At 57.1% G+C, this 12,330-nt stretch carries 12 protein-coding genes and 1 riboswitch; all 12 genes read right to left on the reverse strand.

The genetic code is table 11. The features are described 5' to 3' along the window. Nucleotides 1-89 precede the first annotated feature (89 nt). The 12 genes from ACFFIY_RS03945 to sufB all read right to left on the reverse strand — a co-directional run bounded on the left by ACFFIY_RS03945 (nucleotide 90) and on the right by sufB (nucleotide 12,324). Entirely contained in the window at nucleotides 90-854 is a 765-nt protein-coding gene (locus ACFFIY_RS03945) for a TIGR01457 family HAD-type hydrolase (RefSeq protein WP_354198316.1), read from the reverse strand. After that, the gene (locus ACFFIY_RS03950) at nucleotides 851-1,303 is read right to left on the reverse strand and encodes a DUF86 domain-containing protein (protein WP_354198318.1); all 453 of its coding nucleotides are present in this window, start codon (nucleotides 1,301-1,303) and stop codon (nucleotides 851-853) included. The genes ACFFIY_RS03945 and ACFFIY_RS03950 overlap by 4 nt, the downstream gene beginning before the upstream one ends. Nucleotides 1,304-1,347: 44 nt before the next feature. Next, nucleotides 1,348-1,695, reverse strand: coding sequence for a YutD family protein (locus tag ACFFIY_RS03955; RefSeq protein ID WP_354198320.1), 348 nt, complete (start codon nucleotides 1,693-1,695; stop codon nucleotides 1,348-1,350). A gap of 15 nt (nucleotides 1,696-1,710) precedes the next feature. Then, entirely contained in the window at nucleotides 1,711-2,643 is a 933-nt protein-coding gene (gene lipA / locus ACFFIY_RS03960; RefSeq protein WP_354198388.1) for a lipoyl synthase, read from the reverse strand. 132 nt (nucleotides 2,644-2,775) lie between these two features. Next, nucleotides 2,776-2,880, reverse strand: a complete 105-nt coding sequence (locus tag ACFFIY_RS03965) for a methionine/alanine import family NSS transporter small subunit (protein ID WP_076759684.1) — start codon at nucleotides 2,878-2,880, stop codon at nucleotides 2,776-2,778. 17 nt (nucleotides 2,881-2,897) lie between these two features. Continuing rightward, a complete protein-coding gene (locus tag ACFFIY_RS03970) occupies nucleotides 2,898-4,421 on the reverse strand; it encodes a sodium-dependent transporter (RefSeq protein ID WP_354198322.1) in 1,524 nt (507 codons plus the stop codon). Between the two features lie 172 nt (nucleotides 4,422-4,593). Further along, complete coding sequence (locus ACFFIY_RS03975; protein ID WP_354198324.1) at nucleotides 4,594-6,192, reverse strand: Na+/H+ antiporter NhaC family protein; 1,599 nt, start codon at nucleotides 6,190-6,192, stop codon at nucleotides 4,594-4,596. A gap of 127 nt (nucleotides 6,193-6,319) precedes the next feature. After that, a riboswitch (Lysine riboswitch) is annotated at nucleotides 6,320-6,506 on the reverse strand. Between the two features lie 58 nt (nucleotides 6,507-6,564). Next, a complete protein-coding gene (gene yunB, locus ACFFIY_RS03980; protein ID WP_354198326.1) occupies nucleotides 6,565-7,338 on the reverse strand; it encodes a sporulation protein YunB in 774 nt (257 codons plus the stop codon). 41 nt (nucleotides 7,339-7,379) lie between these two features. After that, nucleotides 7,380-8,762 (reverse strand): bifunctional metallophosphatase/5'-nucleotidase, encoded by a 1,383-nt coding sequence (locus ACFFIY_RS03985; protein WP_354198328.1) that lies wholly within the window; start codon nucleotides 8,760-8,762, stop codon nucleotides 7,380-7,382. Between the two features lie 5 nt (nucleotides 8,763-8,767). Further along, nucleotides 8,768-9,592 (reverse strand): sulfite exporter TauE/SafE family protein, encoded by an 825-nt coding sequence (locus ACFFIY_RS03990; RefSeq protein WP_354198330.1) that lies wholly within the window; start codon nucleotides 9,590-9,592, stop codon nucleotides 8,768-8,770. Beyond that, entirely contained in the window at nucleotides 9,592-10,458 is an 867-nt protein-coding gene (locus tag ACFFIY_RS03995) for a DUF72 domain-containing protein (RefSeq protein WP_354198332.1), read from the reverse strand. Before ACFFIY_RS03995 ends, ACFFIY_RS03990 begins: the two co-directional genes overlap by 1 nt. Nucleotides 10,459-10,926: 468 nt before the next feature. Beyond that, on the reverse strand, nucleotides 10,927-12,324 hold the full coding sequence (gene sufB, locus ACFFIY_RS04000; RefSeq protein WP_354198336.1) for a Fe-S cluster assembly protein SufB: 1,398 nt from the start codon (nucleotides 12,322-12,324) through the stop codon (nucleotides 10,927-10,929). Between the last annotated feature and the right edge of the window lie 6 nt (nucleotides 12,325-12,330).

A 12,330-nucleotide genomic window follows, 5' to 3' on the forward strand; every position in this document is an offset into this window, starting at 1 on the left:
AATTGTCCGTTTTATAGGGTTCGGTTCAGTCACAGAAAGTCGTTTTTATCGACTTTCTGGACAGCCCCCTTTCATCACTTTATTTGAAATCAGAACGGCCAGTCGGCAAGTGTGCTCAGCTGATACGTTGGCTGTTCATTGAAGCCGGCCAAATCTGCGGTCCGGGTGACGCCGGTATCCACATGAAGTGTATCGATCCCGAAGCGGAGACCGGCCCGTATGTCCGTCTCGTAGTTGTCGCCGACGAGGATCATCTCTTCTTTTCGTAGATCGTGCCTACTTGAAATCTCTGCAAGCATATGCACTTCCGGCTTGCCGATGACCGTGGGCCGGACGCCTGTTGTCGATTCGATCAGTCCCGCAAATGCGCCGTTTCCGGGCACAAAACCGCGCTCGGTCGGGAACGCGCGGTCTCCGTTTGTCGCGATGAAACGGGCGCCGGCAGACACTGACAGGCAGGCGGAGGCAAGCCTTTCATAGCCGATCTGCCGGTCAATCCCGACCACCACCGCCTCGCCCCCCTCGGTCACAATCCGGTGGCCCGCTCCCTCAAGAGCTTCGCGGAGTCCTTCTTCCCCGATCATCTCCACGTCCATCCGGCCATGCTGTTCAAGCAGAAAGCCGGCCGTCGCCAGTGAAGACGTCATAATTTCCTCCGGCGAAGCCACAATCCCCATCCGCTCCAGTTTATCTGCCTGCCGTGAAGGCGTCAGTGCCGAGTTGTTCGTAACGAAGAAAACCCGATTTCCCTCTTTACGCAGCCATCCGATCAGCTCGACTGCCTCGGCTATCGGCGATTCGCCCCGGTAGACGGTCCCGTCCAGATCAAAGCACCAGGCCTTGTAGTCCTTCAATCCCGGTTCTCCGGCAGGAATGCGGAGACCGGGCCAAGTTCTTCGGTCAGGTATTTCCGGACGCAGCCGGGAAATGCCTTCAGTGCCGGAATGGCCTCCCTGATCACTTCTTCGGTCTTCTTGCCGTCCACGTCCATGAATTCACGGACGATCATCTTTCGAAGGCCGATCAGCTTCTTGAGCGGAGATTCCATTTCCGGGCCGATCACTTTCTCATCAAGCAAAATATCGAGGATATCTTCATAGCTCCCGGGGTCCCTCATGATGAATCCGTCGATCATCGTATTGCCGACGTCGATCACCGACTCAATCAGATTGTGGCCGATCCGTTCAAGCGCCAGCTCCGTGACCGGATCCGCACTCCACACATCCCGTCCCTCAAAGACATCCAGCAGATGCTCCATATGTGACGCGGTTTCTTCCACTTTGTTTCGATCGATGAAATACATGCTGTTTCCTCCTGTTCTGTTTCAAGACGAAAACCCGCAACGGCTCAGTTGCCGTGCTGCGGGTCGTCTCCGGCCGGATCTTCCGGACCACTGTCAGGTCCGGGAATCCTGCCTTTCTGGCGCCCTGTCTTCTTCAGGACGAAATAGGCGCATCCAAAATTGCAGTACTCATACAAGTAATCCTGCAGGGTGCTGATCTTTGTGCCGACCGTCGCCTTCGGATTCCGGTCGTCAAAAAAACCGCGCAGCCGGAGCTGGCCGTATCCCCAGTCTCCGACGATGTAGTCATACTTCGACAGAATATCGCTGTACCGTGATTTCAGGGCTTCTTCCTGGAAGCCGTCCCGGTACTCTTCCAATACTTCGTATTCATTTTGCTCCAGGCGGATCATATCCGGCCACCTTCCTCATGCCTGCGGAGCCGGGACGAGCCCCTCTCCGCGCTTCTGACGCTCCCGGGCAGCCGAATTCACCTGCTCATCGGCATGATAGCTGCTCCGGACGAGCGGACCCGCCTCGCAGTGCGAGAAGCCTTTCGTCATGGCGATTTTGCGGAGTTCCCCGAATTCCTGCGGCGTGTAGTACTTCTGGACTTTCAGGTGCTTTTTCGTCGGCTGCAAGTATTGGCCGATCGTCATGATGTCGACATCATTGGCACGGAGATCATCCATCGTCTCGATGATTTCTTCCCACGTTTCGCCCAGCCCGAGCATAAGCGAGGACTTGGTCGGAATGTCCGGCTGCATCTCTTTTGCACGGCGCAGGAACTCAAGCGAACGGTCGTATGTCGCCCGCGCCCGCACCCGTTTCGTGAGGCTCCGGACGGTTTCGATGTTATGGTTCAGGATATCCGGCTTGGCATCCATGAGCGTCTTCAGGCTGTCAAAGTCGCCCGCCAGATCCGATGGGAGGACTTCTACCGTCGTGAATGGATTTTTGCGGCGGATGGCCCGGATGGTTTCGGCCATCACGCCCGCACCCCCGTCGCGCTGATCGTCGCGTGCGACCATGGTGATGACGGCATGCTTCAGATTCATCAGCGCGACCGAATCTGCCACCCGCTCCGGCTCGGCCAGATCCAACTCGTTCGGAAGACCCGTCTTGACCGCGCAGAACCGGCATGCACGCGTGCAGACGGCACCGAGGATCATGAACGTTGCGGTCCGCCGCTCTCCCCAGCATTCATGGATATTCGGGCAGCGCGCTTCCTCGCAGACGGTGTGGAGTCCCTTTTCACGCATCATCTTCTTCAAATCCATATAGTTTTCGTTCGTGTTCAACTTGATCTTCAACCAGTCCGGCTTGCGGATATAGTCATTCCCCGGCTTGCATGCTGTCATCCCCATCGGCCCCATTTCTCTCTGTAGTATTGATGCTCTCTCTTGCCAATGTACCACAAGGCGGCAGTGCCGACAAGAAGCGCGGACAGGAGGCCATTGGAAAAGCGCCCCGCGGACGGGACGCTTCATTGTTCATCGGTTTCGTGATTTGGCGACGGCATTGGCGATGCTTGCCGCAAGGCCTCCCCAAATGATCAGGATGCCGACGATCATCATGAATATGGCTGATCCGCTCATGACCGTTCCCCCTTCTATCAGTCTTTGTCATACGGCTGGAGTGCCCGGCCGTTCCATTTAAAGAATGTGAACAGGATTCCAAGCACGAGGGCGCCGATCGCCACCGACCACCCGGCCCCCATGATAAATGCATCCGAGTAACCTTCGTAGTTCCCTGTGGGATTATCGAACTTCTTGCCGAGGTTTTGCCGGAGCAGGTCGAACATCATGTAGCCGAGGACAAGCGGCGTAATGATCATAAGAGAGAACTTCCACCACCAGCCGAGCCGGATGTCGGACATGGAATCCGCGTGCGTCTTGAACAGGTCGAGCTTGCGGAACACCCAAGCCACCGCGATGACTTCCACGAGTCCGATTGCCGCTACACCGAACTGGTTGATGAAATAGTCGACCGTGTCGAGGAAGTACAGTCCGCCGCGTGTGGCGAACAGCAGCGAGACGATCGACGCCAGGCCAGCACCGAAGATGACGGCTTTGTTGCGGGAGATCCCGAACTTTTCGGACAGCCCGGCGACATAGGTCTCACAGATCGAGATGAGCGAGGTCAGCCCCGCCAACACCAGCGACAGGAAGAACAGGACCCCGAACAGGCCGTTCAGCCCCGGGAACTCGTTGATGATCTGCGGGAACACCGCAAATGCCAGGCCGACCCCCGCCGTGGCCACTTCCGAAACCGCCACATCATTTTGGACGGCCATGAATCCGAGCGCTGCAAAGATTCCGATCCCGGCAAGCAGCTCAAAGCCGGAGTTGGCGAAGCCGGTGATGAACGCGTTGTTCGTGATGTCCGACTTCCGCGGGAGATAACTTGAGTACGTAATCATGATCGCAAAGGCGATCGACAGGCTGAAGAAGATGTGCCCGTATGCGGCGACCCAGACGGTGCCGTTTGCCAATTGGCTCAGATCCGGCTTGAAGAACGCTTCCAGGCCGGTGAGCGCACCCGGCAGCGTCACAGCGCGGAGCACGACGAGCAGGAAGACGACCACAAGTGTCGGGATGAAGATGCGGTTGGCCATCTCGATCCCTTTTTTGACACCCGCGAAAAGAATGCCGAACACGATGACCCAGACAAGAATGAGCGGAATCAGGACACCCGGCACGAAGCCGGCCGTCTGTCCCGGCGTATCAGCAAGATTCAGGACGGTGCCGAACAAGAACCCTTCCGTGTCGCTGCCCCACTTCAGGTCAAACGAGTAAATCGTGTATTTCATTGCCCAGGCAATGATGACTGCGTAGTATGTTGAAATAGCAAATGAAACGAAGATCCCCCACCATCCGAGCCACTCCGCCTTTTTGCCCTCCATGCGGAAGAATGACAGCGGAGCCGAGCCGCGGTATTTCTGGCCGATCGTGAACTCCATGACAAGAATCGGAATTCCGGCGGTCAGCAAAGCGAATAAATATGGAATGAAAAATGCCCCGCCGCCATTTTCATAGGCAACGTACGGAAACCGCCAGATGTTTCCGAGTCCGACCGCAGAACCGACGGCGGCCATGATGAATCCCGCCCTTGTCCCCCACTGCGAACGCTGTTCCATGATGTTCCCCCTTTTCTCCTGCCTCTGGAAAGAGCAGGAATTTTATCTTTTCAGATAACTCTATCTTATTGTAAGTATAACTTCCTTCAAATATGAAGTCAAAGCATTTTTTAATTTCCGACATCTTTCGCAGGCATGACAAAAGGCAGGGGGGAACCCCCTGCCTTTTGGATCAATTTCCGGTATGCTGGCCGAGTGCCGACGGTGAGACGGCACGGCCTTTCAGCGTCCAGAAGACGATGACTGCGACAAGCAGCAAGGCAACGGTCAGGATGCCCGCCCAGACCGAATCGGTTACGCCCAGCACCACGTAGCCGACGGCAGAGATGGCTGCGCTCGCCAGTGCGTACGGCAGCTGGGTCGCCACGTGGTCGATGTGGTTGGAGCCGGCACCTGTCGAAGACATGATCGTCGAGTCGGAAATCGGCGAGCAGTGGTCACCGAACACCGAACCGCCGAGCACGGCCGCCAGCGAAGCAAGCAGCATTTCCGGTGCCGCATCCAGCATGACCTGTCCGGCAATCGGGAGCAGGATTCCGAATGAGCCCCAAGAAGTACCGGTTGCAAACGACATCACACCGGCCAGCACAAACATGATGGCCGGCAGGAGAACGATCGGAACGTTCGCCTGCTGGACCACGCCGGAGAGGAATGCGCCCGTCTCCAGTTCCCCGATCAGGTAAGTGAGCGCCCAAGCGAAAATGAGGATCGAGACGGCCGGCATCATCGCTTTGATGCCGCTGATGAATGCCGTTCCGACGTATGACATGCGTGCCGTTTCATTTTTCTTCATCTGCGTGATGTACAGCAGTGCCGCGACAAGGACGCCGGCGAGACCGCCCGAAAGCAGCGCAACCGGCACGTCAGTCATTTCAAAGATGGTCCAGATGTCCGCACGGCCGAACTCCGCCATGCTTCCGCGGTAGCCGGTGAACAGCATTCCGCCGACCGTGACGGCGACAAGCGTAACAATCGGCAGAACAAGATCGATGACCCGGCCGTGGTTGTGCACCGGAAATTCTTCCTTCAGTTCCCCCGGAATCGCCTTTGACGGATCGTACAGCTCGCCGGTTTCCACCGCCCGGATCTCATGCTTGCGCATCTCCCCGAAGTCGAAGTTGCTGATGGCGGCGAAAAAGACGAACACAAGCGTTGCGAAAACGTAGAAGTTCATCGGGATCATGAGCAGGAATGCTTCCAGCGGCGTGTAGCTGACGACCGATGCGCCGGCCAGTATGGTGCCAATGACGCCGATAAGATAGGCGCCCCAGCTGGACACAGGCGCGATGGCACAGACCGGTGCGGAAGTGGAATCGATGAAATAAGCCAGCTTTGCCCGGGACACCTTGTGAGTGTCGGTGATCGGACGTGCAATCTGCCCCACGGCCAGCGCATTGAAGTAGTCGTCAACGAAAATCAGGATGCCAAGGAGCGCTGCTAGCAGCTTTGCGCCGCGCCGGGTGCGGATCCGCTTCGTCGCCCAGTCCGCAAATGCCCGGCTGCCGCCCGACAGGCTCACGAACGCGGTCAGCACGCCGAGCAGCAGGACAAACAACATGATGAAGATGTTGTATGTGTTCAGCCCTCCGTCCCAGAAACTGACCGTAAAGGCTTTCCAGAGCGTCACGGCGGAATCCCCCGGTTTAAAGGAAGCCGCAATGACGGCACCGGCAAGGATCCCCGTTCCGAGAGAAACGAGCACACGTTTCGTGATGAGCACCATCACGATGGCAATCAGCGGCGGCAAAATCGAAAAGATGGTACCTGACATGTTCCATTCCTCCATTCCGAGGGGGAGAGGCTTCATTCAAGCAAAAACGGCCGGCATCCCGCGCGAGTGCGCAAAAGGAAGCCGGCCGACTACTGTTCGTCTGTTGGAATATAAATCATTACAACGTACGATCTGTAGCTCTCCATACAGACGGATTTCCCGTTCCGTATGACAGTGCCATCCCTGTTCGGAATGGCCCCAGCAGACCTTCTCTGACTTTCCGGTCCACTTCGGCAATGCTTCCTTTTACGCACGGTCATAGCTGTCAAACTCGCGTGTGTGACTCATAAGCAATTGCGGCCTCTACCCAATCGATATTCTTATTAATGACTTATAGAATAGCAGGAATGGAAACAGATTGCAAGGCCTTTTTCAGTCTTCCGGGAGCGGGATCGGAACCTCGATGGACGGCGGCGCGACGTCCCCCTTGTTGAAGATGTGCGGCACCTGTCCCTGTACGAGTCCAATGGCGATCGGAATCCGCTGTTCGATCGTCGACTTCTTGGAGGCGAACGGCACGATGATCTGGACGTTCACCTGGATGATGGCGGTCACTTCCACGAGCGCATTGTTGATGCCGAACTCGCGGATTTCGGTTTTCGGGTTGGCGTGGACATCGCCGATCATATGGAAGCGGACCGGCACTTTCGGCCCGAGGTTCCCGAGCATCGGCATGCCGATCGCCTGGGCGAGGGGCACGAAAAAGACGATGCCGTCCCGGTCCTTCATCGTTTCCACGTCATACTCGATATTCTCGAGCTTCGGAAGCGCGTTCAGTTCCCCCGCTTCCGCTTTCTCGAGATAATCCGAGACGAGCCCATGGGTCTCCGCGATGAAGCGGTTGATGATTTCCGTGTTCAGCTTCGCCGTGACGACTTCCGACTGGGTGGAGGGAACGTATTCGATGATTTCATTGATGTCGATCGTCGCTTTCGTGTCCAGCGCCTTTGCAATCACTTCAGAGGCGATCTTGGTCGTCTGGACCTCCGCATACTCGGTGAGCGCGGGCGTCAGCCGTTCATTGAAATAAATAAAAATCAGGAAGATCAGCACAAGGCCGGCCGGGAGGAGGAGCGGCAGGTATCGCCTCTTCCCGCGTCCCGGACGGCCGCGGAACTTTCTTTTTCGGGCATACGGAAATCTCAATAAAAATCCCCCTGCCCCATCCTATGGGCGGGGGGTGCTGGTTATGACCCTGCATGCCCGAACGTCCGGACCGCATGCTCCGCAAGCACGTCACGGATGAACTCGGGCATGAAATATTCCTTCGGGACCTGCTTGAACTCCGGAAAGAAAAATCCGTACGTAAACAAGTCCAGTGTGGCAAGCCGGTAGGTGTGATCCCGCCGGACAGGCCGGCCGCCGACCATCAGCCGGCCGTCTTCCGACCGCTTCAGTCGGTGATGGATCATCTTCCCCATCACTTCCCCCCTGAAGCCGAGCCCGCGGAGCCGGATTTCCGGCCACCCGGGATCCAGGCTGAGTTCATAGGCCTCTTCGAGCTCCGCTCCGCTTAATCTGACGATGCACGGATTGATCGGATGGGGCATGAGCGAATGAAGATCCATCCGGGACACACCGCCCTTTTTGAGGCCGCCGAGAAAAATCCCCGCATTGTACATGGCACAGTCCCCGCCTGTATGGATGCGCAGCGCCTGCGAGAAGAATTTCGAGAGCGGCGACGGATGCGTCCAGCTTCCGGGCAGATCGGACGGATTATTAAAAACGGGGGTGCCCATGAGGACGCCCGCCTCTTTCCGGAGCTCCGCATCAAACGATAAGTCGTCCTCCGGCGCCGGCAGTGCGTCCGTGTCATGGACAGCTGCCCGGGATCGGACGATGCGGCCGGACGCACGGTCCACGTCCAGCTCAATCTCCCCGACATAATGGCCCCACTTGCCTGCCGCCCCGATCAGCGTATCCCCGACCATCCGGCCATCCGGATACACGTGGTGGGTATGGGCACCGAGGATGATATCCACCGAACCGGCCGCTTCTTCCGCAAGCCGGTCATCGGCGGTCGATCCCATGTGCGAGAGACAGACGACCAGATCGCAGTGCTCCTTCACCTGCGGGGCTGCGGCAGCCAGCCATGCCCCCGGCCCCCCGATGCGCCAGCCGAGCTGTTCATAGGAGGAAGTGAAGTCAGCCGTCGCCCCGAGCAGGCCGATCCGGAGCCCGGAAGGCGTCGTCAGGAACGCTTCGGGCACTGCCCAGCCGGGACGTATGCCGTCCGCGCGGAACAGATTGCCGAGCACGACGGGAAACGAGGCGTCCCGGTAAAGGGCATCCAGATTGTCCGGTGCCAGTGTGATGCCTTCATTGTTCCCGATCGTGACGGCGTCATAGCCGAGATCGTCGAGCATCGCTGTGTTGCCCCGGCCAAGCGTCGCTTCGGTGTAAGGATGCGAGCGGTCCATGTGGTCGCCGATGTCGAACAGGAAGCATGGCTCGCCCGCCGCTGCATGCTCCGCTTTTCGCCGTTGCAGGAAACTCCGGATTCTTGGCCACTTTTCAAAATGGCTGTGAAGATCGTTCGTATGGTAAATATGGATTTTTTCTATCGTCAAGCCATTCAACCCCATAACCCCTCATAGATTGAGCGGATCCCCATGAGGAGCAGAATAAACCGGAGCGCCGTGACGAGACGCTCCGAATTGAGCCGCTTGTTCAGCGCCGCCCCTGCCTTCGCACCGATGAACGCGGCCGGGATGACCGGGATCGTGTAAAGCCAGGGCACATTGCCGAGCGCGATATGGCTCACCGAATTGACGAGCGCAGACAAAAATACCATGAACATCGACGTGCCGACCGCGACGTGCGGCGGGAACAAGAACAGCAGGATCATCGCCGGCACGATGATCGATCCGCCCCCGATTCCGAACAGACCCGAGGCGAACCCTACACCGAACGTCAAAAGCAGCGCGAACAAAACCGGATACCCATATTGATGCGTATTTCCCAGTTTGTCTATGTATTCCCGTTTCAGTCCCCTGTCAACGAACCATCTGACCGGCTTCAGATAATTCCGGACGAGCAGCAGCGTGGACAGGATGATCATCAGAATGCCGAAATACAGGTTGAACGACGGCAGGTCGAGGCCTTTGTTCACATAGGCTCCGAGGATGGTTCCGGGAACGCTTCCTGCGAAAAAGATCAGCCCGCTCCGGTAGTCGACAGTTTTCGTCTTCATGTAGGAAAGCGTCGAGGAAAGACCGGTGAAAATCATCATGACAACGGACAATCCGACGATTTTCTGCGGCGTCAAGCCCGGCACGAGGCCAAGTGTGATGCCGAAGTAAAGCGCAGCCGGGACGAGGATGATGCCGCCTCCGAGGCCGACGAGCGCCCCGATGATGCCGGCAAGCAGCGCAGCAGCAGCCAGGATGGCAAACTCCATCACCACTCCTCCTTGCCGAACAGATCCAGCTGCCGTCCGCCGGGCCCTTGCGGATCGATGCCGGCAAGCTTCATGAACCGCTTGGCGTTCTCAGCCGCATGGCCGCCGGAGTTGTTGTTGAAGATGACATAGACCTGATCTGACTGTTCTTCGATTTTCCGGACGCCGTCAAGGATTCCCGCCAGCTCATCATCGTTGTAGTCGTACAGATAGCGGACTTCCCGCCACTTCTTGTCATCGCGGCCGTCTGCCTTCCATCCTGCGGTGTTCCGACCGTGCAGCCGGACGAGGGTCTTGTCCTTGCGAGTGGCGACCGGGATGAACGGAATACTGCCTTCCCCCGCCTGCGGCTCATCACAGACCGAATGGATGAAGTTCTGTTCCCTCAGAAATTGGAGCGTTCCTTCACGGTATTTTTCCGAATACCACGACTGGTGCCGGAACTCAACCGCCACGTCGATGCCTTCAAGCAAGGCACGCAACCGGCGCAGGGTGCCGACGTTTTCCTTCGTGCAGTCGAACCACGGCGGATACTGCGCCAGCACCATCGGCAGCTTGCCCGCCTCGATCATCGGACCGATCGACAAGCGAAAAAGATCGAACATTTCCTCTTCCGATTCATACGGGAGCCGGCCGCGATGATGTCCGGTCATGCCCTGATAGGCCTTCGTGATGAAACCAAAGCCGTCCGGCGTCTCACCGATCCATTTGCGGATGTTCCGCTCAGGCTGGATCGCATAGAACGTGGAATCCAGCTCCACGACCGGAAAATGCCCGCTGTAGTCCTGCAGCTTCTCGGTTTTCTTCGAAGTCGGGCTGTACACGTCCGGATGGTCGCCCCACCCGGTCAATCCCACTTTGATCATCGCCAAATCCGCTCCTTCCGCACCAGTTATCACAATCTTATCATATTCCTATTCTATTCCCTTATTAACCTCGGTTCACGCTGGAAGCAGTGATGAAAAGAGGGAGCGGATTTGTGGTGATTACGGGACGAGTGGAATCATATGGGCCGTGAGTGAGCGCGTTGGTGTGGCGAGTGGAATCATAGGCCCCGTGAGTGAGCGCGTCGCCGGGGTGAGTGGGTTCATTGTGCGATACTGTCCAGTTCTCTGGTCTTTTCATTCAGAAGGAGAAGAAATCTGTGAGACGGGCGGGACGAGCGTTAGCTGAAGACCCCGCAGAGCGCAGCTCGAGGAGGCTGAAGCAACGCCCGCGGTAAGCGAGCAGATTTCTTCGACTGATGGCGTTTACACACTTTCTTCGAAAGACAAAAAGGGGTTCGAGGTGACGGTACACCTCGAACCCCTTGCCATACAAACTTTAGCGCTGTATTAGCCGATCGATCCTTCCATCTCGAACTTGATGAGACGGTTCATTTCGACGGCGTATTCCATCGGCAGTTCTTTCGTGAACGGCTCGATGAAGCCCATGACGATCATTTCGGTCGCTTCCTGTTCGGAGATTCCGCGGCTCATCAGATAGAAGAGCTGTTCTTCGGAAACCTTCGACACTTTCGCCTCGTGTTCGAGGGAAATGTTGTCGTTGAGGATTTCGTTGTACGGAATCGTGTCGGACGTGGACTGGTTGTCCATGATGAGCGTGTCGCACTCGATGTTCGAGCGTGCGCCCGATGCCTTGCGTCCGAAGTGGACGATCCCACGGTAGGAGACTTTCCCGCCGTGCTTCGAGATCGACTTGGACACGATCGAGGACGACGTGTTCGGCGCAAGGTGCATCATCTTCGCGCCTGCATCCTGGTGCTGGCCCTTGCCGGCAAGCGCAATCGACAGCGTCATGCCGCGTGCGCCTTCGCCCTTGAGGAGGACGGCAGGATATTTCATCGTCAGCTTGGAGCCGATGTTGCCGTCGATCCATTCCATCGTGGCATTTTCCTCTGCAACCGCGCGCTTCGTGACGAGGTTGTAGACGTTGTTCGCCCAGTTCTGGATCGTCGTATAGCGGCAGTAGGCGTCTTTTTTGATGATGATCTCAACGACTGCGGAGTGCAGCGAGTTCGTGGTGTAGACAGGTGCCGTGCAGCCTTCGACGTAGTGGACGCTTGCGCCCTCATCGACGATGATGAGCGTACGCTCGAACTGCCCCATGTTTTCCGAGTTGATCCGGAAATAGGCTTGGAGCGGCGTATCGACCTTGACGCCCGGCGGCACATAGATGAACGAACCGCCCGACCAGACTGCGGAGTTCAGTGCAGAGAACTTATTGTCTGCCGCAGGGATGACCGTTGCCCAGTACTTCTTGAACAGTTCCTCGTTTTCGCGGAGCGCCGAGTCGGTGTCCTTGAAGACGATGCCCATTTTCTCCAGGTCTTCCTTCATGTTGTGGTAGACGACTTCGGATTCATACTGAGCCGAAACGCCCGCCAGGTATTTCTGTTCCGCTTCCGGAATGCCGAGCTTGTCAAACGTGCGCTTGATCTCTTCCGGCACTTCGTCCCACGAACGTTCCGTCGCTTCGGACGGCTTGACGTAATAAGTGATTTCGTCAAAGTTGAGTTCGCTCAGGTCTCCGCCCCAGAGAGGCATCGGTTTCTTGTAGAAGATCTCGAGCGCTTTAAGCCGGAAGTCGAGCATCCATTGCGGCTCTTCCTTCATGCGGGAGATCTCTTCGACGATTTCGCGTGTCAGTCCGCGTTTCGAACGGAAAACCGAGACATCTTTGTCGTGGAAGCCGTATTTATAATCGCCGATATCCGGCACATTGTTTACCATGCTTCT

The organism is Bhargavaea ullalensis (assembly GCF_042432615.1).
Classification (GTDB): domain Bacteria; phylum Bacillota; class Bacilli; order Bacillales_A; family Planococcaceae; genus Bhargavaea; species Bhargavaea ullalensis.